This is a genomic window from Hyphomicrobiales bacterium (assembly GCA_039973685.1).
Classification (GTDB): domain Bacteria; phylum Pseudomonadota; class Alphaproteobacteria; order Rhizobiales; family JACESI01; genus JACESI01.
The window spans coordinates 15,815-42,186 of record JBDWKL010000046.1 but is presented as its reverse complement, the minus strand read 5'-3'; the positions used below and the strand labels follow the sequence as shown (position 1 = coordinate 42,186).

General features: G+C 49.0%; 20 protein-coding genes and 2 tRNA genes. 16 read left to right on the top strand and 6 right to left on the bottom strand.

Annotated elements, in window-relative coordinates:
• The first annotated feature begins 10 nt into the window (after positions 1–10).
• The 8 genes from ABJO30_12985 (at position 11) to ABJO30_12950 (ending at position 10,109) form a co-directional block, all read left to right on the top strand.
• Positions 11–748: an SCO family protein gene (locus ABJO30_12985; GenBank protein MEP3233732.1), complete on the top strand. Its 738-nt coding sequence runs from the start codon at positions 11–13 to the stop codon at positions 746–748.
• Between the two features lie 189 nt (positions 749–937).
• Entirely contained in the window at positions 938–1,774 is an 837-nt protein-coding gene (gene panB, locus ABJO30_12980) for a 3-methyl-2-oxobutanoate hydroxymethyltransferase (protein ID MEP3233731.1), read from the top strand.
• A gap of 82 nt (positions 1,775–1,856) precedes the next feature.
• Complete coding sequence (locus tag ABJO30_12975; GenBank protein MEP3233730.1) at positions 1,857–2,534, top strand: tetratricopeptide repeat protein; 678 nt, start codon at positions 1,857–1,859, stop codon at positions 2,532–2,534.
• A gap of 63 nt (positions 2,535–2,597) precedes the next feature.
• Positions 2,598–3,956 (top strand): PQQ-binding-like beta-propeller repeat protein, encoded by a 1,359-nt coding sequence (locus tag ABJO30_12970; GenBank protein MEP3233729.1) that lies wholly within the window; start codon positions 2,598–2,600, stop codon positions 3,954–3,956.
• Positions 3,957–4,008: 52 nt separating this feature from the next.
• Positions 4,009–5,421, top strand: coding sequence for a ribosome biogenesis GTPase Der (gene der, locus ABJO30_12965; GenBank protein ID MEP3233728.1), 1,413 nt, complete (start codon positions 4,009–4,011; stop codon positions 5,419–5,421).
• A gap of 108 nt (positions 5,422–5,529) precedes the next feature.
• On the top strand, positions 5,530–7,062 hold the full coding sequence (locus ABJO30_12960; GenBank protein MEP3233727.1) for an acyl-CoA carboxylase subunit beta: 1,533 nt from the start codon (positions 5,530–5,532) through the stop codon (positions 7,060–7,062).
• Positions 7,063–7,072: 10 nt separating this feature from the next.
• On the top strand, positions 7,073–8,056 hold the full coding sequence (locus ABJO30_12955) for a DMT family transporter (GenBank protein MEP3233726.1): 984 nt from the start codon (positions 7,073–7,075) through the stop codon (positions 8,054–8,056).
• Between the two features lie 37 nt (positions 8,057–8,093).
• The gene (locus ABJO30_12950) at positions 8,094–10,109 is read left to right on the top strand and encodes an acetyl/propionyl/methylcrotonyl-CoA carboxylase subunit alpha (GenBank protein ID MEP3233725.1); all 2,016 of its coding nucleotides are present in this window, start codon (positions 8,094–8,096) and stop codon (positions 10,107–10,109) included.
• Here ABJO30_12950 and lipB read toward each other — a convergent pair.
• Positions 10,093–10,833: a lipoyl(octanoyl) transferase LipB gene (gene lipB / locus ABJO30_12945; protein ID MEP3233724.1), complete on the bottom strand. Its 741-nt coding sequence runs from the start codon at positions 10,831–10,833 to the stop codon at positions 10,093–10,095. The genes ABJO30_12950 and lipB overlap by 17 nt on opposite strands.
• Positions 10,834–10,927: 94 nt before the next feature.
• Between lipB and ABJO30_12940 the strand changes: the two genes are divergently transcribed.
• Together ABJO30_12940 and ABJO30_12935 are read left to right on the top strand one after the other, a co-directional pair.
• The gene (locus ABJO30_12940) at positions 10,928–11,260 is read left to right on the top strand and encodes a FliM/FliN family flagellar motor switch protein (GenBank protein MEP3233723.1); all 333 of its coding nucleotides are present in this window, start codon (positions 10,928–10,930) and stop codon (positions 11,258–11,260) included.
• A gap of 100 nt (positions 11,261–11,360) precedes the next feature.
• Positions 11,361–11,447 (top strand) — tRNA-Leu (locus ABJO30_12935).
• A 362-nt stretch (positions 11,448–11,809) separates the two neighbouring features.
• On the opposite strand, the gene ABJO30_12930 is transcribed toward ABJO30_12935, so the two are convergent.
• A tRNA-Lys gene (locus ABJO30_12930) sits at positions 11,810–11,885 on the bottom strand.
• A 278-nt stretch (positions 11,886–12,163) separates the two neighbouring features.
• Here ABJO30_12930 and ABJO30_12925 point away from each other — a divergent pair.
• The gene (locus tag ABJO30_12925) at positions 12,164–12,925 is read left to right on the top strand and encodes a cytochrome c biogenesis protein CcdA (protein ID MEP3233722.1); all 762 of its coding nucleotides are present in this window, start codon (positions 12,164–12,166) and stop codon (positions 12,923–12,925) included.
• Between the two features lie 52 nt (positions 12,926–12,977).
• On the opposite strand, the gene ABJO30_12920 is transcribed toward ABJO30_12925, so the two are convergent.
• Complete coding sequence (locus ABJO30_12920; protein MEP3233721.1) at positions 12,978–13,934, bottom strand: SPOR domain-containing protein; 957 nt, start codon at positions 13,932–13,934, stop codon at positions 12,978–12,980.
• A 92-nt stretch (positions 13,935–14,026) separates the two neighbouring features.
• On the opposite strand from ABJO30_12920, the gene glmU reads away from it, so the two are divergent.
• The 3 genes from glmU (at position 14,027) to ABJO30_12905 (ending at position 18,181) form a co-directional block, all read left to right on the top strand.
• Positions 14,027–15,382, top strand: coding sequence for a bifunctional UDP-N-acetylglucosamine diphosphorylase/glucosamine-1-phosphate N-acetyltransferase GlmU (gene glmU / locus ABJO30_12915; protein ID MEP3233720.1), 1,356 nt, complete (start codon positions 14,027–14,029; stop codon positions 15,380–15,382).
• Between the two features lie 121 nt (positions 15,383–15,503).
• The gene (gene glmS, locus ABJO30_12910) at positions 15,504–17,330 is read left to right on the top strand and encodes a glutamine--fructose-6-phosphate transaminase (isomerizing) (GenBank protein MEP3233719.1); all 1,827 of its coding nucleotides are present in this window, start codon (positions 15,504–15,506) and stop codon (positions 17,328–17,330) included.
• Between the two features lie 116 nt (positions 17,331–17,446).
• Positions 17,447–18,181 carry a DUF502 domain-containing protein gene (locus tag ABJO30_12905; GenBank protein MEP3233718.1) on the top strand — a complete coding sequence of 245 codons (735 nt, stop codon included), beginning with the start codon at positions 17,447–17,449 and terminating at the stop codon, positions 18,179–18,181.
• A gap of 4 nt (positions 18,182–18,185) precedes the next feature.
• Here ABJO30_12905 and recG read toward each other — a convergent pair whose 3' ends face one another.
• Entirely contained in the window at positions 18,186–20,300 is a 2,115-nt protein-coding gene (gene recG / locus ABJO30_12900; GenBank protein ID MEP3233717.1) for an ATP-dependent DNA helicase RecG, read from the bottom strand.
• A 148-nt stretch (positions 20,301–20,448) separates the two neighbouring features.
• Between recG and ABJO30_12895 the strand changes: the two genes are divergently transcribed.
• Both ABJO30_12895 and mfd read left to right on the top strand, forming a co-directional pair.
• Entirely contained in the window at positions 20,449–20,736 is a 288-nt protein-coding gene (locus ABJO30_12895; GenBank protein MEP3233716.1) for a succinate dehydrogenase assembly factor 2, read from the top strand.
• A 33-nt stretch (positions 20,737–20,769) separates the two neighbouring features.
• Positions 20,770–24,267 (top strand): transcription-repair coupling factor, encoded by a 3,498-nt coding sequence (gene mfd, locus ABJO30_12890; protein MEP3233715.1) that lies wholly within the window; start codon positions 20,770–20,772, stop codon positions 24,265–24,267.
• 1 nt (position 24,268) lies between these two features.
• Here the strand turns inward: mfd and ABJO30_12885 are convergent, their stop codons facing one another.
• Together ABJO30_12885 and ABJO30_12880 are read right to left on the bottom strand one after the other, a co-directional pair.
• Positions 24,269–24,919 carry a DsbA family oxidoreductase gene (locus ABJO30_12885; protein MEP3233714.1) on the bottom strand — a complete coding sequence of 217 codons (651 nt, stop codon included), beginning with the start codon at positions 24,917–24,919 and terminating at the stop codon, positions 24,269–24,271.
• Between the two features lie 124 nt (positions 24,920–25,043).
• Positions 25,044–26,366 carry a diguanylate cyclase gene (locus ABJO30_12880; protein MEP3233713.1) on the bottom strand — a complete coding sequence of 441 codons (1,323 nt, stop codon included), beginning with the start codon at positions 26,364–26,366 and terminating at the stop codon, positions 25,044–25,046.
• Positions 26,367–26,372 lie beyond the last annotated feature (6 nt).

Here is a 26,372-nt window from a genome sequence, read left to right as displayed (position 1 = left end):
TGATTACGTAATGAAACCGCTTTTTGCTGGTCTATACATAACAGGGCTTGCCGCACTTAGTTTTAGTGCGGCGGCCTTCTTTTTTGCGCCTCAAGATGAGGGAGCAAAGATCGCGAGTGCATCAGTGAGCACTCCGGACAATGCTGCGCCTTCTTCAAGTGTTGCAAAGCCGCAAACATCCTCGCAAACAGCAGCACTTCCAAATGCCCCGCTGTCAGCGGATGACCTCCAAGCAGCATTGTTTGGCACTAATCTCGGCGGTTCGTTCGATCTAATTGACCATTTTGGTCAGCCGAAACAGTTGGAAGATTATGCGGGCAAGCATGTGATGGTATTTTTTGGCTATGCCAATTGCCTCGCCATTTGCTCTGCTGCCTTGCCTTTGATGGCTGATACGATTGATTTGCTGGGCGATAAAGCCAAAGCAGACCTAGTGCCGCTGATGATCACGGTCGATCCTGAAAATGATACGCCTGACTTCATGCGTGAGAAACTGGCGGAATATCATCCAGCACTTGTCGGTATGACGGGTTCTGAAGGTCAGTTGGCGGATGTACGCAAGAAGTTTCAAGTGCGGATTGAATTTGTCGGGACAGATATTGACAATAACCCGATCTATAACCACGGCAGCTTCATCTATCTGCTTGGTCCAGACGGCAAAGTTAAAACCTTGGTGCCGCCGATCTTAGAGCCGCAACAAATGGCGGACATCATGAAGAAATATATTCTTGAAGAAGAGGCGAGCTAGACGCTTTTCAGCGTTCGCTTAATCCTGCACAGTTGATGCAAAGCGCATCCATACGCGAGAGACGACCAACCGACATCGCCGAACTCATACATTGTTGCAGTCAATTCATGGCACAATGCTCGCACATTTTAGAAAATTTGTGTATGACCCATGCTCACTGATGAAATTACAAAGATGAGGCTTTGATCCATGTCTTCGCAAACCGAAACGGTTCGTCGCAAAACCGCGCTTGATATTCTCAAAATGAAGGGTGATCGCAAGATCGTCTCGCTGACGGCGTATCACGCGCACACGGCAGGCATTATCGACTCCCATGTGGACTTCATTCTCGTAGGCGATAGCCTCGGCATGGTGATGCATGGGCTAGAGACCACGATCCCCGTTACTGTGGATATGATGATCTTGCAGGGACATGCCGTTATGCGTGGCTCTAAGCAGGCGCTGATCGTTGTTGATATGCCATTTGGTTCTTATGAAGAAAGCCCAGAAGTCGCATTTCGAAATGCAGCGCGGATCATGAAAGAAACGGGTTGTGGTGCGATTAAATTAGAGGGTGGCGCGTTAATGGCGCCGACCATCGACTTTCTCACAAGCAGAGGCATTCCTGTGATGGCTCACATCGGCCTCACACCACAAAGCGTCAACACGATGGGCGGCTTTAAGGTCCAAGGTAAGAGCAAAGATGAATGGGCAATTATCGAAGAAGATGCGCGTGCGGTGAGTGATGCGGGCGCGTTTTCTGTTGTGATTGAGGGGGTTGCTGCACCTTTGGCGGATAAGCTGACAGAGCTTGTGCCAATCCCGACGGTTGGCATCGGCGCATCGGCGAATTGTGATGGTCAAATTCTCGTACTTGAAGATATGCTGGGCCTGTCTGATTGGGTGCCAAAGTTCGTCAAGAAATTTGGTTCAATCAAAGATCACATCGAAGAAAGCGTTACATCTTACGCAGATGCGGTTCGTGATCAGTCATTTCCAGCGGCTGAACATACCTATGCGATGAAAAAGCAAAAGAAAGACGATTGATTACAGCTTGCTTTTTGTTGCAATTTTCGAACGTGGCGCATAATGTCCGCGAACCTTACAAACTCTTATAACTGGTTGCAGAATGTCAGATTTTTTTCGTGAAGTAGATGAAGAGCTTCGCAATGACCGAATGAAAGCCGTTTGGACGAACTACGGCAAGATTATCATCGGAGTGGCCGTATTGCTTATCGCCGCGACCGCTGGCTATCGGTATTATCTACATTGGCAAGAGCAGCAGGCTGGTGCCGCTGGTGATCAATATTTGCAAGCGCTCGACCTTGCCAATGATGGTGACCGTGCAGGTGCCCGCAAGATTTTGGACAATTTGGCACAAGATGGATGGGGCGGTTACCCGATCCTTGCTGGCCTTCGTTCTGCAACGACTTTGATTGCTGAAGGAAAAACCAAAGAAGGCATTGATGCCCTCGATGCTCTTTCAACGAACAGCGCATTGTCAGGCGACCTACAAGACTATGCCAGGGTACAGGCCGCAATGGCAGCCGTGGATATTGAGAGCTTTGATCAAATTGTTACACGTACCGGTGGCCTGCTTGGTCCAGAGAGCGCATGGAGCAATTTTGCGCGGGAAGCACGCGCCTTGGCTGCTTGGAAAGCTGGCAATTTAGAAGAAGCGGCTAAATGGGTGCAAGAGTTGAAATCAAATGATGAACTGCCGCAGGGCATGCGTTCGCGTATACAGATCATTGAGGATCTGATCATTTCGCGCGGCGGTAAGCTTCCATCAACTTCCGATTCGTAGTATAAAGTTCCTATAATATTGCTGGATGCGTTCCTCCACGGTGGCCGTTGGAAGGAATGAAATATGTCGATGGCACCATTTGGGTCAGTTGGCGGTAATCACGCGTGGCGTTTAAATACGCTGAGTATGGTGATTGCGTGTGTTGCTCTCACAGGCTGTGTGGCCAAGCAAGCAGCACCCGACATCGCAGCCCTTAATCCCGATCTAGAAACACCAGTGGCGAAGTCGGCAGATACCAAGGTGGTGTCTAATGATAAAGAATTGGCCCCTGATGCGAGCACGGCCACAGCGTCCGAAACGAAATCACCCAAGCCGCTCGCGTATCAATTTGTGGCAAAGGCAAGCTTTGATTTGCCCGCACTCAATCAAGAGTTTCCCAGTACCTATGGGTTTAGCGGCAATAATATAGACCATCTATTGCTAGGCGGCGGTGCATCGTGGCAATCGCAACCAACGAAGAAGGCAGGGCAGGTTACGACGCCGCTGGTTTTGAATGCTGGGCGCCTATTTTATGGCGATGACAAAGGCGGTCTTCATGCGGTTTCTGCAAGCAATGGGGCGTCGTTATGGACTGTTCGCTTGTCGGACGGGAAGATACATCAACCAATCGCGACATTATTTGCCGATCAAAATGTACTTTATGCGGCAACGAAAAATGGGCATGTCATTGCTGTATCTGTAAAAGACGGCGCCATTCTTTGGAAGAAGAAAATAACTGGAAGTGGCGACGGTTCAATTAAGGGCGCATTGCGTTCATTGGGCAAGACGCTGCTCCTTCAAATGGGGAATGATCAGCTGATCACCTTGTCAAAAGATAAGGCGGAAGCCGGATGGCGCTATAAATCTACCCATCCCATCAGCTCTTTGGCGGTCTCTAATGGATCAATCCAATTGCTCGATAACAAGAATAGCTTTTTACGGTTAGACGCTGACACAGGAAAACAGAAAACCAAGAACGAGGTTTCTGCCGTAGTTGAAGCTAATCAGCTTATTGCCACGACCGACGATCTTATTATTTCTGGCAAAAATGGTCTTACTCGCTACACACCTCGGCGCACTAAAATATTGTGGAACCAGAAAAACGGGGTTGAGGGGCGGATCATTGCTTCGGGCGATGCGGTCTTTTCGACGGGCATAGACAACGCGTTGCGCGCCTTTAAACGTACAAATGGTAAGCTCAATTGGCGGTCAAAATTGCCAGAAATCAAGACGAATGGCACGGCAACACGCTGGAGCAGGCCAATATTGGCGGGTGGGCGCTTGCATCTTGCTAGCAATACAGGCTATGTCGCGTCATTCAATGCCGATGACGGTAAGCTAATTTTGTTGCGCAACATCAATGCGCCCATTAATTCAGCGCCGATTGTGGCAAGTGGTAGGCTTTATATCATAGCGGCTAATGGCAAGGTGTTTCGACTTTGACACGCGCCAATCTCTATGGATGGGGCCTCTTTGGTTTTAAGTAGGTCCGTTTATGTCGTTTACCGTCGCAATTGTCGGTCGCCCCAATGTTGGCAAGTCCACCCTGTTTAACAGACTGGTTGGGCGCAAACTCGCTCTCGTGGATGATACACCAGGTGTTACACGCGATCGCCGTGAAGGTGATGGCAAGCTTGGTGATCTCACCTTCACGATCATAGATACAGCCGGACTTGAAGACGCAACCGATGACAGCCTAGAAGCACGCATGCGCCAACAAACCGAGGCAGCGATTGAAGACGCTGATGTTTGTTTGTTCATGATGGATGTACGGGCAGGGGTTACCCCCATTGATGCGCATTTTGGATCGCTCCTACGTAAATCATCAAAGCCCGTTATTCTGCTTGCGAATAAATCAGAAGGCCGTGGTGAGATGGGTGCTTATGAAGCCTTTTCACTTGGCCTTGGTGATCCGGTTGCGATTTCTGCTGAACACGGCGAGGGGCTCGGTTCGCTTTACGATGCTTTGCGCCCATTCGTTGATGACGCTGAAGTTGAAGAAGCCGCAGAACTTGCTGCCAATTCAGATTGGCAAGATGATGAAATAGGCGAGTTCGACGAAACTATCAAATATGACCGCGAAAAGCCGATGAAGATCGCCGTGGTTGGACGTCCGAATGCGGGTAAGTCGACACTCATCAATACGTTACTTGGCGAAGATAGACTGCTGACAGGTCCAGAAGCAGGCATCACCCGCGATTCCATCTCAATCGATTGGGAATGGGAAGGCCGTCGCCTTAAGCTGTTTGATACCGCTGGTATCCGCAAAAAAGCCAAAGTGAACGCGAAGCTAGAAAAGCTTTCCGTTGCCGATGGCCTGCGCGCTATTCGATTTGCGGAAGTTGTTGTTGTCACGCTTGACGCCACGATGCCTTTTGAAAAGCAAGATTTGCAGATTGCCGCTTTGGTGATCCGTGAAGGGCGATCCCTCGTGATTGCGCTTAACAAATGGGACCTCATCGAAGATCGCCACCAGACCATGCTTGATCTGCGTGAAAAATGCGAACGTCTGCTGCCACAAGTGCGCGGTGTTCCGATGGTGCCGATGTCTGGTCAAACAGGTTATAACCTTGAAAAGCTTTTGAAGGCGGTAACCGAGACCCACGAAGTTTGGAACACCAGACTTTCAACGTCTCGGCTTAATCGTTGGTTCGACAATATCACGCAGTATCACCCACCTCCCGCCGTTGCTGGTCGTCGGGTTAAGCTGCGCTATATCACGCAGGCAAAAACACGCCCGCCGACATTCGTGGTGTTTTGTACCCGTGCGGATGCGGTGCCAGAATCTTACAAGCGCTATTTGTTGAATGCGATTCGTGAGGATTTTGAGATCCCAGGTGTGCCCCTTCGGCTGATTATGCGTGAAGGTAACAACCCTTACGCTCCAAAGAAAAAAAAGGTTTACTAGTTGCGACCTTGCGCAAAACTGTTTTGCATGGCCTGATTAGACGTTAGGTCATTGCAGGGCTTTAAGATTCTGTCTAGTAGGTGACTTAATTGACCTTGGGAGGACAGATTGCGCGATATTATTGACGAGTTAAAGGACCGCCGTGAATTGGCCCTTAAGGGCGGCGGCGATAAGCGTATTGATCGCCAACATGAACGCGGCAAACTGACGGCACGCGAACGCATTGATGTGCTGCTTGACGAAGGCTCGTTTGAAGAATTCGGCATGTTTGTCCAACACCGCGCCACAGACTTTGGTATGGCTGATAACAAGATACCCGGCGACGGTGTTGTGACCGGTTGGGGCACTGTTAATGGCCGCAAGATTTTCGTCTTTGCAAAAGATTTCACTATTTTTGGTGGCTCGCTGTCTGAAGCTCATGCAGAGAAAATTTGTAAGCTGCAAGACATGGCTTTGCGCAATCGTGCGCCGATCATTGGTTTGATGGATGCAGGCGGTGCCCGTATTCAAGAAGGCGTTGCAGCCCTTGGTGGATATGCGGAAGTCTTCCAGCGCAATGTGTTGGCTTCTGGCGTTATCCCGCAGATTTCTATGATCATGGGCCCATGTGCGGGTGGTGACGTTTATTCACCTGCGATGACTGATTTCATCTTCATGGTGCGTGATACTAGCTACATGTATGTAACTGGCCCTGATGTGGTGAAGACGGTGACGAATGAAACCGTGACCCATGAAGAACTCGGCGGTGCCTCTATTCACACCACCAAGTCATCTATCGCAGACGGTGCTTTTGACAACGATATTGACGCGCTGATTGAGCTGCGCCGTTTCATCGACTTCTTGCCACTATCAAACACGGACGATGTGCCTGTGTTGGAAACAAGCGACGCTTATGACCGCGTTGATGAATCGCTTGATACGTTGATCCCAGATAGCGCGAACAAGCCTTATGACGTAAAAGAGCTGATCCATAAGATTGTGGACGAGGGCGACTTCTTTGAGCTTCAAGCAAGCTTTGCCGCCAATATCGTTACGGGGTTTGGTCGCATGGAAGGCAAGACGGTTGGTTTCGTTGCAAATCAGCCCATGGTGCTTGCAGGTGTTCTGGATAGTGATGCCAGCCGGAAAGCTGCGCGGTTCGTTCGTTTCTGCGATTGTTTTGGTATTCCAATTGTCACCCTTGTTGATGTGCCGGGCTTCTTGCCGGGTACAGCGCAAGAATATGGCGGCTTAATCAAGCACGGCGCGAAACTCTTGTTTGCTTATGCAGAAGCAACAGTACCGAAAGTGACTGTGATTACGCGTAAAGCCTTTGGTGGTGCTTACGACGTGATGGCCTCTAAGCATTTGCGCGGTGACATCAATTATGCATGGCCGTCGGCGCAAATCGCGGTTATGGGCGCAAAGGGTGCCGTTGAGATTATCCATCGTCAGCATATTGGTGATGATGAGAAGATCGAAGAATTGACCCAAGAATATGAGGAGCGTTTCCTCTCACCATTCGTTGCTGCCGAGCGCGGCTATGTGGATGAGGTGATTTTCCCACGTTCCACCCGAAAACGCGTTTCTCGTGCGTTGCAAATGTTGCGTGACAAGGATTTGCAAAATCCTTGGAAGAAGCACGACAATATTCCGCTCTAAAGGTTCCTAAATGGCTCGCTACGACCGCCCAAAAGCTGCGAATGAGATTGTGGAGATGTTACCATCTGCTCCGCAACCGAATATCATTCTCGGCATGGTCTTAATGTGTGCTGCCATGATTGGCGCACCTGCCATGGATATCATCGCTAAGTATTTAGGTACGGTGGGCGAGGTGGCACCTGGTGTCGTGACTTTTGGCCGTTTCGTGGTGCAAGCGGTTATCTTGTTTGCCTTGATGTTGTTATTGGTTGCAACCTCCCGCAGAAAGCGCATTTGGCCGAAGAACATCGCCGTCAACTTGCTACGTGGCGCGATGATGGGGATGGCCGCCTTCCTGTTTTTTACTGCCGTCACCTTCATGCCCGTGGCTGATGCGATTGCGATCTTCTTTGTTGAGCCGTTCATTTTGACAATCTTCTCAGCGCTCTTGTTGGGTGAAACTGTGGGTTGGCGTCGACGCATTGCAGTCTTAGTCGGCTTTGGCGGTGCGCTGTTGATTATCCAGCCAAGTTTCCAAGAACTTGGTGCCGTGGCGTTTCTACCTGTTGTCACAGCCTTTATCTTTGCGCTCTATCTCATTTTAACCCGCAAATATGCAGGGCAGGATGATCCGTTTTCCATGCAACTAACGGCTGGTGTCGGTGGTGCATTGACGATGCTGATTGCGCTCATCGTTGGCGGCAACATGCTAGGCATTGATCCGTTGGTCGCCACATGGCCTCAAACCACCTTCACATGGTCTCTCGTCGTCGCTTTAGGGTTGCTTGGTACCGCGAGCCATCTGTTGATCGTTTTCGCCTTCGCGCGTGCTCCAGCCAGTATTTTAGCCCCGTTCCAATATATCGAGATCGTCAGCGGCACGATCCTTGGTTATGTGGTGTTCCGTGATTTTCCTGATCTCATCAAATGGGTTGGTATTTCAATCATCGTTGGATCAGGCATTTATATCTTTTGGCGTGAGGCAATGATCTCAAAATCAGAAGGGAAGTCGTGAAGACCTGCGCGACAACCGAAATAGGAAACTAAAGACAATGTTCGATAAGATACTCATTGCAAACCGTGGCGAAATCGCTTGTCGTGTTATGAAGACGGCGAGCCTCATGGGCATTAAAACGGTTGCTGTTTATTCTGATGCTGACGCGCGTGCTCCCCATGTCTTGATGGCAGATGAAGCGGTCAACATCGGTCCGCCCACAGCGTCTGAATCCTATTTGGTGATCGACAAAATTATCGATGCTTGCAAACAGACCGGCGCTCAAGCGGTTCACCCCGGTTATGGCTTCCTCTCCGAAAATCCAGTATTCGCGAAAGCACTCGACAAAGAGGGCATTGCTTTTATCGGTCCTAATATCCGCGCCATTGAGGTGATGGGTGACAAAATTGAATCCAAGAAGTTCGCCAATGCTGCGAATGTCAGCACCGTGCCAGGTTATCTCGGCGAGATTGAAAGCCCTGAAGAAGCGCTGAAAATTGCTGAAGACATCGGCTTTCCCGTGATGATCAAAGCATCAGCTGGCGGCGGCGGCAAGGGTATGCGTATTGCTCGTTCTGCCTCCGAGGTTCCCGAAGGCTACCAGCTTGCAAAGTCTGAAGCTAAAAACTCTTTCGGTGATGATCGCGTCTTCATCGAAAAATATGTCGAAGAACCACGCCATATTGAAATTCAGGTTCTAGGCGATAAGCACGGCAATGCGATCTATTTGGGTGAGCGTGAGTGTTCTATCCAGCGCCGCAATCAAAAAGTTATCGAAGAAGCACCATCAGCCTTCTTGGACGAAGCAACCCGCCGCGCTATGGGCGAGCAGTCTGTGGCTCTTGCTAAAGCAGTTGATTATGAAAGTGCCGGCACGGTTGAGTTCATCGTTGATAAGGACAGAAACTTTTACTTCCTTGAGATGAACACCCGCCTTCAGGTCGAGCACCCAGTGACCGAGATGATTACAGGCGTTGATCTGGTTGAGCAGATGATTCGTGTTGCGCATGGTGAAAAGCTGGCGCTGGCGCAAGAAGACATCACGCTAAATGGTTGGGCGATTGAAAGCCGCATTTATGCCGAAGACCCATTCCGTAACTTCTTGCCATCCATTGGACGCCTAACAACCTACCGACCGCCAGAAGAAGGCGATTTTGACGGGATTACTATCCGAAACGATACAGGTGTGACCGAAGGTTCGGAAATCTCAATGTTTTACGATCCGATGATCGCAAAACTCTGCACCCATGCCGCAACGCGGGAAGAGGCAACGCTTGCCATGAGCGAGGCGCTTGATCAATTCATCGTTGAAGGCATTCAGCACAATGTGCCATTCCTCTCAGCGCTAATGGCTCACCCAAAATGGATGAGCGGCGATATTTCCACAAACTTCATCGCTGCCGAGTACCCAGAGGGCTTTGAAGGCGTTGAAGCGGATGATGTGACACAAGAAGCCTTTGTGGCTGCAACGCTTGCAATTGGCCTTCTACAGCGCGTTAGAACCGATAATCTCGGCAATCGCCTACGACCGCACAATGGCGCGCTGAACCCCAACTGGGTGGCAATGTTGGGCCGTGATGCCCATCCAGTCATCTTGGCAGGCTTCGAACAAGACGAAGACACCATCATTGAAGCCGTTTTGTATGAAGGGGAAGACCCGATCACCATCGTGACAAATTGGGAAGCAGGAGAAAAACTATTCACCGCCCAAATTGATGGCCGTATTGTGAATTTGCAAGTTAATCAGACTGGTAGCGTTATTGAACTCAGCCAGCGCGGTTCTACGGTTAAGGCTCGCTTGATGCGCCCGCAAGATGCGGCATTGATGGGGCACATGCCGATCAAACTACCACCGGATACGTCGAAACTACTTCTATGCCCTATGCCGGGCTTGGTTGTTTCCATTGTTGTGGAAGAAGGCCAAACTGTGCAGGCAGGCGAGACGCTTGCGAGCGTTGAAGCCATGAAAATGGAAAACGTATTGCGCGCAGAGCAAGACGTTGTGATTTCTAAAATCAATGCAGAGGTAGGCGAGAGCCTCGCCGTTGATGCGGTGATTATGGAGTTTGAATAGCAGTCGTTTCCCCAACAGGGCCAAACGTCTGTTCAAACGCCTGTTTCATCGCCACGTCGATGTCACTCATCGGTAGCAAATAACCAAGGTCTTCAAAGCTGGTGACGCCGTGATCTTGCACGCCGCAGGCTATGATCCCTTCAAAGTGTGATAGATCGGGGCTGACATTTAGGCTAACCCCATGGAAGCTTACCCATTTACGCAGGCGAATGCCGAGTGCTGCAATCTTGTCTTCTGCCATACTGCCATCGATAGAGCGGGGCCGTTCTGGCCGTGACACCCAAACCCCAACCCGATCCTCACGGCGCTCACCTTTAATGTTGAAAGCATCGAGAGTATCAATCAGCCATTGTTCCAGCGCTTGCACATAAAGGCGCACATCTTGGGCGCGGGTCTTAAGGTCTAGCATGACATAAGCAACGCGTTGTCCGGGTCCATGATAGGTATACTGGCCGCCACGTCCTGTTTGGTGCACTGGAAAGCGATCTGGACTAACAAGATCTTTGCTATCTGCGCTGGTGCCTGCGGTGTATAGCGGCGGATGCTCTAATAACCATACACATTCATTGGCGGTTCCATCGGCGATCTGTTGCGCGCGATTTTCCATCGCGGTCAGGGCCGTTTCGTAGTCGCTCACCCCATCAGAAATAAGCCATTCAACCGGTTGTTGATTGGCGCTAGGAAAAAATAGCGGTCTTTCGCAAATAGTTCTGCTTTGATTCATGTTTCAGTAACCATAAAGAGGCATTTTAAAAGGGCAAATTCACTATAGTAACCCCGTTTTGTAAGCATCGGGTTGTATCTGTAAAGAGGCCAGTTTGTCAGAAGAGTTAATATCAGCAGGTAGCGTAAGCGAAAAGCCTCAAGATACGCCAATTGATGATGTCGTCATTGCTCTTGATGTTGTTTTAGGCGAAACCGAAATGGCTTTGCACGAATTGTTCCGTCTTGGGCGAGGGGCAGTGATTGCTCTTGATTCCACGGAAGATGACGATGTTCGCATTCTTGCGGGTGACACTCAAATTGCAAGCGGTCAACTGCGTCTCAACGGCGAACAGATCGAAGTAACGGTGAGTGAGAATCAATTGCGCGGCCAAGTTTATCGCGCGCCATCTGATAAGTTCGTCAAACCACCCGAAACGGCTGGATAATTTCTTTTTAAAAAACGCGTAATAGCGAAATTGCGGCTTGTTCTCACAGTCCGCATTTGCTAAGTCAGCGCAACTGAAGAGAAATCTTCGGTATTTGGTTGCGGCCGTGGCGGAATTGGTAGACGCGCAGCGTTGAGGTCGCTGTGGGGTAAAACCCGTGGAAGTTCGAGTCTTCTCGGCCGCACCATTTCATAACCTCCCTTTGAAATGCTATCGAACCACCTGAATAGTAAGACTAATTGGGCGTGTGATAAATTACCTCAAGCTCTTATTTTTAAAAGGCGTCTGACCTTTTCCAGTTTACCTCGCGCTCAAATTCAAACTTAGCTGTTATTGATTTTGTTGCTGGCCTTCAATTTTGCGCGGCTGGCAGAAGGTTCCTCGGCAAATCAAAAAACGATTCGACGCAATGGACTTAGATATGAAGTTTTGTGTCGTCTGTATCGACACCACAAACAGTGTGTATTTTGGGTAAGTGCGTGAAAGCGTGCGGTTTTGGCGCATGAAGACGCAAAACGAACTTTAGTTTATTGTTTTCGCTGAGAAAAATGGTGAGCCGGCAGGGGTTCGAACCCTGGACCTACTGATTAAAAGTCAGTTGCTCTACCAACTGAGCTACCGGCTCGATCCAATTCAATAGGCGGCTTGATAGGCGCTGTTATACCGACAGTCAACCTGTTTTTTCAGTTTGTTTTACACTATCCCTAACAGTGGTTGATTTTCGTCATTTCTTACTCTTCTCGAAGTTGTTAGATCCCGTGAGTTGTGCCTACTTAGTCATGGGGGTATGACTGCCGATGAAGGCTCAAGCAATTTGCATGATTGATTTGCATTTCATCAACTAGAGGCTGTGCGGCTTTATGGGGCGCATTAAATTCAATCGAATTAGAACGGCGAATATAAATGGATCTTTCCTCATTAGGCATAGACCTTAGTGATGTTACAATATGGGCAGCACTATTGGGTGGTTTTATCTCTTTTATCTCGCCCTGCGTTTTGCCGCTCGTACCGCCGTATCTTTGCTATATGGCAGGCGTGTCGTTGGATCAGCTTACAGGTGAGGAAGAATCACCGCGTTCGCAGGCTTATATTTCCTTTGTGTCGCTGTGCTTCGTACTCGGCTTCACAACGGTGTTTGTAGCCCTTGGCACAGGTGCGTCGTTCATTGGCCAGTTCTTGCTGAAGCACCAAGTCATTATGTCTCAGATATCTGGTGTTGTGATCATCATCATGGGGCTGCACTTCCTCGGCGTCTTCCGGTTTGCCTTTATGTATAAAGAAGCCCGCGCTGATTCGACCCACGTCTCCTCTGGACCGTTGGGTTCTTATGTGATGGGCCTTGCCTTTGCCTTTGGCTGGACCCCCTGCATCGGGCCTATCTTAGCTGCAATCCTCGCGGTTGCAGGCGCTGAAGCGAGCGCGTCTAAAGGCGCGTTGCTGCTGGGCGCTTATTCAATTGGGATTGGTGTGCCGTTTATGCTGGCAGCCCTCTTTGCTAAGCCGTTCTTGTCTTTCATGAACCGATTTAAGAAACATCTTGGGTCAGTTGAAAAACTAATGGGCGGTCTATTGGTTGCAACTGGTGTGTTATTCATCACCGGATCAATGACCTTGATCGCAAATTACTTGATCGAGTTTTTCCCAGCGCTCGCAACCATCGGCTAGCAGCTGTATTTCTGGCGGAGCCATTCAACGCCTAATTTAGAGCGTTGATCGGTTATTGAGGAAACAAAGTTGTTTTGCAGAACGCGTCAACTTGGCGAAGCTGCACGCAGGCCTGTATCGCATCACCCGCATTTTCGAATGGGCCAGCGATCAAGCGCGTTTGACCGTCTTCAACACCTGTTGCAATAAATTTGGGTGTGAGGGCTGATATGACACTTGGTTTTTGCGTCCCAATTTCGTTCCAAAGGTTTTTAGCGCGAGCAGCGGTAGAGCTTGCGCCCAGATCGAGGGCAAATCGTGAGGTTTGTGCAATTGGGATACTTCCCACTTTTATGCCATCAATTGTATTTTCTAAGCCTGATGCCGCGGATTTTGGAAAGCTGCTTGTGTCCGCCGGTTTGTCTTTTAGAGCGATGTCATCCAAGGGTTTGTTGAGAGTGACATCAGCTTCATTACTCACGCGTTTGGTATCCACAGTGCGAGGGATCAATTTGTTGGTTTGTTCTGGTAATCGCGCGTTTTTAGGGTTGGCTGGTATTATTATGGGCGCGGTTGCAATCTGTGTATTGTTCACTAAGTCAGATACTTGAGATTTTAGAGTTTTGTTTTCGCTGCGCAGGTGTCGAACGGATAGATCCAATTCAGCAATCCGCTCGTTCAAACTAGATTGTTCTCCACGCAAACGGCTAATAACGCGAGTCACATCATCGATCCGTTGGTTATTGCGTTTAACCAGGGGCGAGTTGCGTCTTTGTTGGTTGGCGCTCTCAGGGCGAGAGGATTTGCTAACACCCGCTGTCGTTACGTTATCAATGCCAAATGGTTGATCCGCCAACTCTACGCGGGGTTCTGCTGTATAAAACGATATCGCTGCCACAAACAAAGCGCCAGTGGTGGCCAGCGTCCAAAAAGCAAACAATGCAAAGGTTGAAAATGTGCTCGTGCGCTCATTCTCCAGTTTACGTTTTTCGACCTGAACAACTTTGTGCGTGATTGATTTGATCGTCATTACTTGGCTCGCAAATTTGTTAAAGTTCTTATGTTACGCATGAACATAAGAGATTCGCTGATTCTCGGCGAGTAATGAAATATGGGGTGGGTATGTCTGGTACTTTCTTGGCAATCATATTGGCAGCGGGCGAGGGAACTCGGATGCGCTCGTCCTTACCAAAGGTTCTCCACAAAGTCGGTGGGCTTGCCATGGTGGGGCATGTGATCCATGCGGTCAAAGATGCTGGATGCCAAAAAATGGCACTTGTCGTTGGCAATGGCGCAGAAAAAGTATCAGCGGAAGCGGGTGCGCTTGGCGTGGCAATGGATACTTTCATCCAAACAGAACGTCTTGGTACGGCTCATGCCGTGTTGGCTGCAAAAGACGCAATCGCCAACGGACAAATGGATGTGATTATTGGATATGGCGATACACCTCTTGTTACTTCTGATTTGTTCAAATCAATCTCAGACTGCCTAACCGCCGGTGCGGATGTTGCTGTTTTAGGTTTTGAAACAGAACAACCAACAGGATATGGCCGCCTTTTGATGAAAGGCGATCAGTTGATGGCCATTCGAGAAGAAAAAGATGCCAGCGATGAAGAGCGTAAAGTGACGTTTTGTAATAGCGGCATTATGGGCCTTAAAGGGGATCATGCCCTATCGCTGCTTGAAGCAATCGGCAACGACAATTTGAAGGGTGAGTATTATCTCACTGATGCTGTGGAGATTGCTCGTGAGCGCGGTCTTGATGTGCGCGCAGTTAGTGGCGCGGAAGAAGACACTCTTGGCGTAAACAACCGCGCAGAGTTGAGTGAAGCAGAAACAATCTATCAATCCCGTCGTCGTCTTCAATTTATGCTGGATGGTGTTACCTTAAGGGCGCCCGATACAGTTCATTTTTCATTCGATACTGAGATTGGCCGCGACACCATCATTGAACCAAACTGCTTTTTCGCACCCGGTGTGAAAATTGCGGACGGTGTAATGATTAAAGCGAATTCCTATTTTGAAGGTGACTTGAAAAAAGGTCTTTACGTCGAAATCTCAACTGGCGCGGAAATCGGCCCCTATGCGAGGCTGCGCCCCGGTGCTGATATTGGCGAAGATGTTAAGGTCGGTAATTTTTGCGAAGTGAAAAATGCCAAGGTCGCTAAAGGTGCGAAGATCAACCATCTCACCTACATCGGTGATAGTGAATTGGGCGAGGGGTGTAATATCGGCGCTGGCACCATCACGTGCAACTACGACGGGTTCTCGAAGTTTAAAACTATTATTGGAGCGGGCGCGTTTGTCGGGTCAAACTCTGCATTGGTTGCGCCTGTTACCATTGCAGAGGGTTCTTTTATTGGATCCGGCAGTGTCATTACCGATGACGTCTCACCGAACGCCTTGGCCTTAGCACGTGGGCGTCAAGTTGAGTTCAAAGGTTGGGCGGATACCTTCAGGGATAAGAACACTAAATGAACTTGAGTATTGTGAACACTTATTTCACAGAATAGCTGTAATAATTTTCACATAGCTTGATTTTTATTGGCGCATTAAAGGCGCTAAAAATTAGCAATCAGATTCACGAGGGCTTTGGAATATGTGCGGTATTGTTGGGATTTTGGGGAACAAACCAGTTGCGCCATTATTAGTTGATGCGCTGAAACGGTTGGAATATCGCGGTTATGATTCCGCAGGCGTTGCAACGTTAGAAGGCAATGCATTGGAGCGGTGCCGCGCTGAAGGTAAGCTCATTAACTTGGAAGCCGCGCTTGACAGTCAATCTCTTTCTGGAATGAGCGGGATAGGGCATACACGTTGGGCAACCCACGGCCGTCCCAGCATTGCAAATGCACACCCGCACAGAAGTAAACGGGTAGCTGTTGTTCATAACGGTATTATCGAGAATTTCCGCGAATTGCGTCGTGAACTTAAAGCCAAGGGTTATCAATTTGAATCTGAGACAGACACTGAAGTCGTGGCTCACCTAATTGATTCTCACCTTGAAGCGGGTGAAACGCCTGTAAACGCTGCGCGCTTGGCGATTAAACAATTCACCGGAGCCTTCGCGCTTGCTGTGTTGTTTGAAGGCGAAGACGACCTCATGGTTTGTGCGCGTCTTGGTAGCCCGTTGGCCATTGGTCACGGGGAGGGCGAGAATTTCATCGGTTCTGACGCGATTGCGCTATCACCATTCACTAACTCAATCACCTATCTCCAAGATGGCGATTGGGCGATTGTAACCCGTAACTCAATCGATATTTTCGATGAAGATGACACACCAGTAGAGCGTGCGAAACAAACATCGACTGCTGTCGCACGCATGGCGGAAAAGGGTAACCACCGCCACTTCATGCAAAAAGAGATTTACGAACAGGGTGATGTTATTGCCCATACCTTTGCTCACTATCTTGATCTTGATGAGGCTAAAGTGCGCCTGCATCAGGAAATCCCTTTTAGTTTCAAAGATATTGGTCGGATCTATATTACAGCATGTGGCACGGCTTACTATGCGGGCGTGGTTGCTAAATATTGGTTTGAAAAGATTGCAGGCATCCCCGTTGACATGGATGTCGCTTCTGAATTTCGTTATCGCGAAATGCCATTGGACAAGGACGGCCTAGCTCTGTTCATTTCCCAATCTGGCGAAACAGCAGATACGCTTGCCTCGCTTCGCTATTGTAAAGAAAATGGTCTGCCGATTGCAGCCGTCGTTAATGTTCAAGAATCAACCATTGCCCGTGAAAGCACTGTTGTTTTCCCGACACTTGCTGGCCCTGAAATTGGTGTTGCGTCAACAAAAGCCTTCACCTGCCAACTTGCGACATTACTATCATTGGTAGTTGCTGCCGCCGTAGAGCGCGGTATGCTGAATGACGAGCAAGAGCGTGATCTCATCAACATCTTGAATGATGTACCGTCTTATATCGAGCAAGCACTGCAGCTTGAAAAAGAAATAGACGGCATGTCGAAAGATCTTTCAAAGGCAAAAGACGTTCTTTATCTCGGTCGCGGCACCAGCTTTGCGCTTGCTATGGAAGGAGCGTTGAAGCTTAAGGAAATCTCATACATCCACGCAGAAGGCTATGCAGCGGGTGAGTTGAAACATGGTCCAATCGCGCTGATTGATGAAAATATGCCTGTGGTCGTTATTGCGCCATATGATGAAATTTTTGAAAAGACAGTTTCCAATATGCAAGAAGTTGCAGCACGGGGCGGTAAGATCATTTTGATTACGGATCGTCGTGGTGCCCAAGAGGCGGCGATTGAAGCTCTAGAAACGATTGTTATGCCAGACATGCCTGCAGTTATAGCGCCACTGGTATATTCCATTCCTATCCAACTATTAGCCTATCATACGGCTGTATTCATGGGTACTGATGTGGATCAGCCGCGCAACCTCGCGAAATCAGTGACGGTAGAATAGTCTTTGATAACGATTTGTTTGCTGGAAGTCGCTTTATAAGCTTGGCATCTGGCTCAAAATGACTATCTAATGACCGGACGGGACACATTTATATCCCCGTTATTCATTGGATGGTCATGGCTAAGAAGAACAAAACAGAAGTAGAAGTTGCCGGCTTGCAGGTTGGCACTAAGAAAAAGCCCAAGGCTTCGGCGAGAATCAGAAATTATTTTCTGACTGGCTTGGTCATTGCCGCGCCAATTAGCATCACCATCTATCTAACATGGGCGTTTGTTTCTTTTGTCGATGTGCGGGTAAAGCCGCTTATTCCGGCAATCTACAATCCAGATAATTACCTACCATTCTCAGTACCGGGTGTCGGCCTTATCGTTGCGATTTTGGTGCTGACATTACTTGGCTTTTTCACCGCGAATTATTTGGGCCGCAGCGTCATTGCATTTGGTCAGCGCATGCTTTTCGGAATGCCGCTTATTCGCAATGTATACAGTGCTTTAAAACAGATTTTTGAGACGGTACTTTCGCAACAACAAAAGAGTTTCCAAAAAGCAGGTATCATCGAATACCCGCGCAAAGGGCTCTTTGCTGTGGTGTTTATCTCGACCGAAGCGTTGGGTGAGGTGAAGGACAAGTTGGAAGGTAGTAATGGCGATAAGATGATCAGCGTCTTTCTGCCGACAACGCCCAACCCAACATCTGGCTTTTTGCTGTTTGTGAAAGAGAAAGACATCCAAATGCTGGATATGTCCGTTGAAGACGCGGCAAAATTGGTGATTTCAGCAGGTCTCGTTGCACCTAATTCTCAAAACGAATTAGAAGCGCTGGCTGAAGAAGCAAAAGACGCGGCTGAATAGAGCTTTATCCAGCTCTTAGAAGTCGGATTGCCTCATCTCTATCAAATACATAAAGCAATCGACGCAGCGCATCACCGCGCTCGCTGGTGAGGTCTGGGTCGCGGGTTAAAAACAGCCGTGCATCATCGCGTGCGGTTGCGAGCAAATCAGAATGAACGGCAAGGTCTGCGACTTTAAAGCCTGGCATGCCGCTTTGTCGGGTGCCCAATACATCGCCTTCACCGCGCAGTTTCAAATCTTCTTCCGCGATAACAAAGCCGTCTTCTGTATCTTTCATCACCTGCAAGCGCGCGCGGCTCACTTCCCCCAATGGCCCCTTATAAAGTAGGAGGCAGGTTGATTGCTTTTCGCCACGGCCAACACGTCCGCGCAACTGGTGTAATTGTGCAAGGCCAAAACGTTCAGCATGTTCAATCACGATGATTGTTGCATCTGGCACATCAACGCCAACTTCAATAACCGTGGTTGCCACCAAAATACGCGCATCACCGTTTTGGAAGCGTTGCATGGCTTCATCTTTTTGCTCCGCAGGCATTTGCCCGTGCACGAGGGCAGCACGATCACCAACCAAATTAAACAGAGTGCGGTGGCGCTCCTCAGCAGCGGTGAAGTTGAGCTCTTCGTTTTCTTCAACAAGAGGGCAAACCCAATATACCTTTTCACCTTGCTCTACCGCATTGATAATCCGTTGCGCTACATCCTCGATCCGGTCGAGTGATACCGTGCGAGTTTCAATTGGCTTGCGTCCCTTTGGCTTGCCCGCCAGTTTGGAAACGTCCATATCGCCAAAATAAGTCAGCACCAACGTGCGAGGAATTGGCGTGGCGGTCATCACCATCAAATCAGTCGCTTCGCCCTTAGAGGTTAGCGCCAAGCGTTGCTGCACACCAAAGCGATGTTGCTCATCAATCACCACAAAACCAAGACGCTGAAATTCGACTGCTTCTTGGAAGAGTGCATGAGTTCCCGTCACGACATCAATGCTGCCATCGCGAAGACCTTCAAGGATGGCTTTTCGTTCCGCGCCTTTTTCCCGTCCGGTTAAGATCGCAGCTTTTAGCCCAGCTGCCTCACAAAGTGGTTGGATGGTTTTCATATGCTGACGGGCGAGTATTTCCGTTGGCGCCATAAGAGCCGATTGAAAACCAGCCTCAGCAGCCCTTGCCATAGCGAGAAGACCCACAACCGTCTTACCAGCACCCACATCACCTTGCAGCAAGCGCAACATGCGTTCTGGCGCTTCGAGGTCATGCTCCATATCTTTAACAGCTGCTTGCTGGGTTTCAGTCAACGTAAAGGGCAGGGCATTGATGATCTGGTTTTTGAGCTTACCCGTACCAAATTTTTGAATACCTTTAGTTTTGCGAACCTTTGCCCGCATCAATCCTAGAGCTAATTGGCTTGCGAGTAATTCATCATAGGCCAAGCGTCTGTTTGATATGCTCTCCGCACCAAAAGCTTTCGCGTCAGGTGGCACATGGGCGGTCTGCATGGCTGTTTTAAACGATGGCCAGCGTTCGCGCTCCATGATGGAAGGATCAATCCATTCCTTCATATCAGGGATAAAGGTCAGACTTTGGCGCAGTGCCTTGCCGAATGTCTTCGGCGATAGACCTGCCGTCATTGGATAAACAGGCTCAATTAAAGGCAGAGCTTTGAAGGCCTCTTCATCAACAATATGATCAGGGTGCGGCATTTGAGGCAGGTCGCCAAAGACCTCGATTTTGCCGCTGATGTATCGCATTTCACCAACGGGTATTTGCTTGGCGAGATAATCACCGTGCGCGTGAAAGAATATCAGGTTCAAAGCGCCCGTCTCGTCATGCACGGCAATGCGGTAAGGCACACGTTTATTGCCGCGCGGGGGTGCGCGGTGTTCGTCAATCATCACCTTAAGCGTGACAATCTCACCGGGGATGGCATTTGCTATGCCCGGTTGATTGCGTCGATCAATTGCACCGCTTGGCATATGCAAAATCATATCGAGCACACGGGCATCTTGTTCCAGCTTTAGGGATGGAAAAAGCTTCACCAAAACCTTGGCGAGTTTTGGGCCAATACCATCCAGTACCGTTGCTGGTCTAAACAGTGGATCAAGGTCATTTGGGCGCGTTGCCATGGTTTGGTTTAGGCCTATCTGTGTATTTACAAAACTCGGCTATAGCCTAGCTGCTTTCAAGACGCTATAGAACCGCCTTAAGAACGAACTTTTACGGCTTCCACAATCGTTTTTGATCATAACACAACGCCCATTGGACGAACCAATTATGACTGACCGCAGCGGCCCTACAATTACTTCCGATGGTCTTGACCCAAGACGCAAGAAAATTCTGTTTCGCGCTTGGCATCGAGGTACCAAAGAAATGGATATTGTCTTTGGTACATTTGCAGACGCTAACATTGCTAAATTGAGTGAGGATGAACTCGATTTGCTTGAGCACCTTATGTCCGCGCCTGATCGTGATTTGTTTAAGTGGATCAGTGGCGAAGAGCCAACACCTGCAAAGTATCAAACAGATGTATTGATCAAAATCCAAAAGTTTCATGGTGTGTAATTAAGACACCTACCAAACCTCTGAGCGGCCTAAATGCAAAACCCGATCTCCGACATTATCAGTAATCAGGAAGACGTCATTCTTTCTGGTGTTGCCGATGGCATGGAAGGCTTGGTGTTGGCGGACCTTGCTCGTGCGCGCAAGAAAATTGGTTTGTGTCTGGTGTTTGTTGCGCGAGACGGCAATCGTCTTTCGATGATTGAAGAGGCACTTCAGTTTTTTGCACCAGAAATGGAAACGCTAATCCTGCCCGCTTGGGATTGCTTGCCTTATGATCGGGTTTCACCGTCATCTGCGGTATCTTCTCAGCGTATGGCGACACTGGCGCGTTTGGCGGCACCAGATAGTCTTGCAAAGCCGACGATCTTGCTGACATCGGCCAATGCCGTCTTACAAAAAATGCCAAGTGCATCCGCGTTGAACGGTAAAGCGCTGGCTGGTCGTCCGGGCAATCGCTTTGACATGAAGCAGATTGTGGAATGGCTTGAGAATAACGGCTTCGACCGTACACCCACCGTTCGCGAGCGGGGTGAATACGCGGTGCGTGGTGGTATCATTGATCTTTATTCACCGGGGAGTGGTGACGCGCTGCGGCTCGATTTCTTCGGTGATACATTGGAATCAATCCGCACCTTTGATCCAGACAGTCAGCGCTCAATTGCTCAGCTGAAAAGCTTTGAGCTTGTACCGATGAGTGAGATACAACTCGATGAAGCGGTGATCCGTCGGTTCCGCGAATCTTATGTGCGCTTGTTTGGCGCCACGACGAGAGATGATGCACTTTATCAGGCAATCAGCGAAGGCAGACGCTTTGCAGGCATGGAGCATTGGCTGCCGCTCTTTTTAGATGAGTTGAGCGATCTGACCGATTATAGCGGTGATGCGCCTTTTGTTGTCGATCATTTGGCTGCTGAAGCTATGGCGTCTCGCAGCACGCAGATGAAAGACCATTATGACGCGCGTCTTGAGGCTATGGAAATTGGGCTATCGGATGGTTCGTCGCCTTATAAGCCCGTAGAGCCAGATACGCTTTATCTTTCAAAAGATGATTTCTTCACATCATTGCAAAGTCTGCAACGGATTGATTTATCTATTTTCAATGTGATGCAAACAGACCGCCCTGTGATTGAACTCTCAGGCAAAGCGGGTCGCAGCTTCTCGGTTGAACGGTCTAGTGAAGCGGTGAACGTCTTTGATGAAGTGAGCGATCATATTATTGCCCAGCACAAAGCGGAGCAACGTGTCGCGATCGCCTGTTGGTCTCGCGGTACAGCTGAACGCATGGGGCAAATGCTGACGGATCATGGTCTGCAAACCATGACAATTTGCGATACGTGGGATGATGTTTTAGCGCTGCCGCAAAAGAAGGCGGCCTTGATTGTTTTGCCGCTGGAGCAGGGGTTCGAGGGCGCCAGTGTCACCATCATTGGTGAGCAAGATATTCTCGGCGACCGTCTCGTCAGAAAATCAAAACGCCGCCGCAAAGACGCTGATTTCATCTCAGAAGTGGCGAGCCTTTCAGAAGGTGATTTGGTTGTTCACATTGACCACGGTATCGGTCGATTTGAAGGGCTGAAAACGATTGATGTAACGGGCGCGCCGCATGATTGTTTGGAGCTTGTTTATCACGGTGGTGACCGCTTGTTCCTGCCGGTTGAAAATATCGAGTTGTTATCTCGTTACGGTTCAGGCGAGGGTGATGCGCAGCTTGATCGGTTGGGCGGCACTGCGTGGCAAGCACGTAAAGCGAAGCTTAAAAAACGTCTGCTTGATATGGCAGATCAACTCATTGCTGTTGCCGCTCAACGTGCATTGCGAAAAGGCACGCCGCTACCAACACCAGATGGCCTTTATGGCGAGTTCGTTGCCCGCTTTCCGTATGATGAAACTGAAGACCAATTAGGCGCAATCGAAAGCGTTCTTGATGATCTCGTTTCTGGCCGTCCAATGGATCGCTTGGTTTGTGGTGATGTTGGTTTCGGTAAAACCGAAGTCGCACTACGTGCGGCCTTTGTTGCGGCTTTAAATGGCAAACAAGTCGCAATCGTCGTGCCAACAACACTGCTTGCTCGTCAACATTATAAGACCTTCAAAGAACGCTTCGCAGGCTTGCCGATCCGCGTGGAGCAAGCCTCTCGTTTGGTTGGCGGTAAAGCACTCAGCAACACCAAACGTGGCCTTAAAGAAGGTGATGTGGAAATCGTGGTTGGCACCCACGCGCTGCTTGGTAAGGCGATTGAGTTTAAAGATTTAGGCCTTCTCATCATTGATGAAGAACAACGCTTCGGGGTGAAGCATAAGGAACGGCTTAAAGAACTGAAGTCTGATGTCCATGTACTTACACTGTCAGCAACGCCGATCCCACGCACGTTGCAATTGGCGCTTACAGGTGTGCGTGAACTCTCACTGATCACAACAGCACCGATTGACCGCCTTGCTGTTCGCACATTCGTCTCACCGTTTGATGGGCTTACCATTCGCGAGGCGCTCTTGCGGGAACGGTATCGCGGTGGGCAGAGTTTCTACGTTTGCCCGCGCATTTCTGATATTCGCCAAATCAAAGAATTCTTGGATGAGAAAGTGCCCGAGCTAAAGGTCACCGTCGCCCACGGACAAATGGCGCCGACTGAGCTTGAAGACGTGATGAACGCTTTTTATGAAGGTCAGTTCGATGTGCTTTTATCAACCACCATCGTTGAGTCTGGCCTTGATGTACCGCGCGCCAACACGCTGATTGTTCACCGCGCCGATATGTTCGGTCTTGCTCAATTATACCAAATTCGTGGCCGCGTCGGCCGTTCTAAAACGCGTGCTTATGCAATCTTGACCACGCCAGTAAACAAGGTGCTGACCAAAGCCGCTGAACGTCGTCTTAAAGTGTTGCAATCACTCGACAGCCTTGGCGCTGGTTTCCAACTTGCAAGCCATGACCTTGACCAACGTGGTTCTGGTAATCTGTTGGGTGAAGAGCAATCTGGTCATGTGCGCGAAGTTGGCTTTGAGCTTTATCAGCAAATGCTGGAAGAAGCCGTTGCCCAACAAAAAGCAGGTGGTGAAGTTGAGGATGACGGCAAGTGGTCACCGCAAATTACGGTTGGAACGCCCGTTCTTATTCCAGAAGAGTATGTGCCCGATTTGAACCTGCGCTTGTCGCTCTATCGTCGTCTTGCAGATCTAACTGATTCAAAAGAGATCGACGGCTTTGGCGCTGAATTGATTGACCGTTTCGGTCCCTTGCCCGATGAAGTTGAGCACTTGTTGAAGATCGTCTTCATCAAAGGGCTTTGCCGTATTGCCAATGTTGAAAAGGTGGATGCAGGGCCAAAAGGTCTCGTGATTACCTTCCGCAACAAAGAGTTCCCAAATCCGACAGCGCTTGTGCGTTATATTGGAGAGCAGGGGACGCTTGCCAAGATCAAGCCAGACCAACGCATCGTCATATTACGCGATTGGCCTGTGCCTGAAAAACGGCTTAAAGGCAGTGCGGTGATTTTAAGTCAGCTAGCAAAGCTTGCTAAACAACCTGCATAAACTAGGCGTCGCGTTCAGCCAAAGCTTGTTCTAGCGCTTGAGCAAGTGTTTCTGGCTGCTGAGCACCCATAACGGCGTATTTCTCATCAATAATGAAACACGGTACACCTGTTACGCCAATTTGCTGTGCGTGAGCAATTTCGGCCTTAACCTCTTTCATGTCGTTGTCACCATCAAAGAGGCGTTCAACAACATCACGGTCCATGCCCGCTTCTTCTGCCGCATTTGCAAGAATTTCTTTGTCACCAATGTCTGCGCCGTCAATGAAGAACATGCGGAACAAAATTTCGACCAAAGCATTTTGATTGTCAGTTGTCTGCGACCAGCGAATAAGGCGGTGAGCATTGAGTGTGTTGGGCGATTTTTCGATGAGATCAAATGCGAATGGCAGCTCTTCAGCTTCCCCGGCTTCTTCGATTTGTGAATAAACCTGCTTCGCCCGTTCGTCGCCGCCGAATTTGTTTGATAGGTACTCGCTGCGAGACATGCCGTTTTCTGGAATAGTGCCATCCAACTGAAAAGGCCGCCAGCGAATTTCCACGTCAATATTGCCAGCAAGCTCCAATGCTTTTTCCAATCGACGTTTGCCAATATAGCACCAAGGGCACATTACATCAGAAACAACATCAACAATGATTGGTTTGGTTTGCATGGGGTTCTCCTAAGCCAGTATTTTATCAGGCTAAAAGAGCGCCAGATTAATTATAAGGGGTCTTATAGAGACATCAGGCGCGCTTGTGAACTATCAAGTTCGTAAGAAAAGTATGGCTGGTGTGTTATGCGTACAATCGTTGCATAATTTCAGGCGCAGATTTCGACTTCGTATTGTCAAAATAGTGGCTATCCACATCAACACGCGATGTATCGCTACCGATATGAAATTCAGTCATCTTGATAACGGAACCTATACGACCAATTAGCGCGGAGATCGACAAACCTGATGTGTTGGGCGTAGCGACAACAAATCGTCCATCGCCTAAATAGGTGGCAATGTCCTCTGCACGCATGAGCGAATGGATGGTTTGTCCGACTTGGCGCATGAGATTTATAACAATCTCGTCGCCTTCATCCACGCCAGTGGTGAGCATTGGATGCACTTGGAATACACCAAAGGTGAGAGGTTGGTTCCAAGCCGTGCTTTGATTGGCTAGTCGTTCCAAATGTCGTTCGAAGAAATTCAAACTTGGTAAGCCTGTCATTTCATCCTTGATGGAGAGGAATGCATCGGAACTAAAGGCTCTCAACAAACCTTTGCGTATATCTTCGCCCTCAACCACGGTCTTGATATGGGTGACAACTTCTTTTGCCGTAGAATGAAGATCAAACAGGGCGCATCCACTGCATTGCAAGAATTCTTGCTGAGCAACCTCATGTAACCCTTCTTGGAATATCACCACAGGGAAATTGAAAAACTTTGCGTTGAATTTAAAATCTTTCAGCGCGGAAACCGTCAGATCTGCGGTGCTCACACTATCAACAACCAAACAATCATAAGTGTTGCTTTCAAGCTCAGGGCGGGCTTCTTCAAAGCTGCCGACAGCTCGCAATTGCGCCTCACCTTGGAAGAGGCCTGCTAATTCGAAATAACGTTCACCCTTACCAACAACCAGCAATCGAGTGACATTATTGAGTGATGTGTCTGACAAGTTCTCGGTCTTAACACCAAAGGTCGATATTGTATGGAAGCGGTGATTGTACTCGGTCTTCATTGAATGCAACCGGATCGTGTGCTTCAATTTTTGGGCAAGGACGTTTGCTGGTGCTCTGTGATCTAGGTGAGCATCGACATCAAAATCTGCAAAACGTGAAATCGGTCCGATAACCACCACTGGCAGGTTTTCAATTAATTTTGCCTCCCGCAAATCAGCGGCAACTTGCACAAGTTTTTCATGATGGTCATCATCAATAGCATTAAGGATTATGATATCCGGAACAGCTTCCACAGCGCTCAGATCAGGCTTTTTGTCTGTAATGATTGCTTCTAACCCTATCCCAAATCGTTGTAATTTAACGAGCGATTGAGACGTGTCGTTGAGACCACTGGGTGTGCATTGAATAAGCAATGCGTTGATGTTTCGAACCATTACAAAAACCGTCATACAGAT

What these genes read in the sequence shown, in the direction of transcription:
- ABJO30_12985 (MEP3233732.1), top strand. Translation starts at nt 11, where the DNA reads ATGAAACCGCTTTTTGCTGGTCTATACATAACAGGGCTTGCCGCACTT.
- panB (MEP3233731.1), top strand. Translation starts at nt 938, where the DNA reads ATGTCTTCGCAAACCGAAACGGTTCGTCGCAAAACCGCGCTTGATATT.
- ABJO30_12975 (MEP3233730.1), top strand. Translation starts at nt 1,857, where the DNA reads ATGTCAGATTTTTTTCGTGAAGTAGATGAAGAGCTTCGCAATGACCGA.
- ABJO30_12970 (MEP3233729.1), top strand. Translation starts at nt 2,598, where the DNA reads ATGTCGATGGCACCATTTGGGTCAGTTGGCGGTAATCACGCGTGGCGT.
- der (MEP3233728.1), top strand. Translation starts at nt 4,009, where the DNA reads ATGTCGTTTACCGTCGCAATTGTCGGTCGCCCCAATGTTGGCAAGTCC.
- ABJO30_12955 (MEP3233726.1), top strand. Translation starts at nt 7,073, where the DNA reads ATGGCTCGCTACGACCGCCCAAAAGCTGCGAATGAGATTGTGGAGATG.
- ABJO30_12950 (MEP3233725.1), top strand. Translation starts at nt 8,094, where the DNA reads ATGTTCGATAAGATACTCATTGCAAACCGTGGCGAAATCGCTTGTCGT.
- lipB (MEP3233724.1), bottom strand. Translation starts at nt 10,833, where the DNA reads ATGAATCAAAGCAGAACTATTTGCGAAAGACCGCTATTTTTTCCTAGC.
- ABJO30_12925 (MEP3233722.1), top strand. Translation starts at nt 12,164, where the DNA reads ATGGATCTTTCCTCATTAGGCATAGACCTTAGTGATGTTACAATATGG.
- ABJO30_12920 (MEP3233721.1), bottom strand. Translation starts at nt 13,934, where the DNA reads ATGACGATCAAATCAATCACGCACAAAGTTGTTCAGGTCGAAAAACGT.
- glmU (MEP3233720.1), top strand. Translation starts at nt 14,027, where the DNA reads ATGTCTGGTACTTTCTTGGCAATCATATTGGCAGCGGGCGAGGGAACT.
- glmS (MEP3233719.1), top strand. Translation starts at nt 15,504, where the DNA reads ATGTGCGGTATTGTTGGGATTTTGGGGAACAAACCAGTTGCGCCATTA.
- ABJO30_12905 (MEP3233718.1), top strand. Translation starts at nt 17,447, where the DNA reads ATGGCTAAGAAGAACAAAACAGAAGTAGAAGTTGCCGGCTTGCAGGTT.
- recG (MEP3233717.1), bottom strand. Translation starts at nt 20,300, where the DNA reads ATGGCAACGCGCCCAAATGACCTTGATCCACTGTTTAGACCAGCAACG.
- ABJO30_12895 (MEP3233716.1), top strand. Translation starts at nt 20,449, where the DNA reads ATGACTGACCGCAGCGGCCCTACAATTACTTCCGATGGTCTTGACCCA.
- mfd (MEP3233715.1), top strand. Translation starts at nt 20,770, where the DNA reads ATGCAAAACCCGATCTCCGACATTATCAGTAATCAGGAAGACGTCATT.
- ABJO30_12885 (MEP3233714.1), bottom strand. Translation starts at nt 24,919, where the DNA reads ATGCAAACCAAACCAATCATTGTTGATGTTGTTTCTGATGTAATGTGC.
- ABJO30_12880 (MEP3233713.1), bottom strand. Translation starts at nt 26,366, where the DNA reads ATGACGGTTTTTGTAATGGTTCGAAACATCAACGCATTGCTTATTCAA.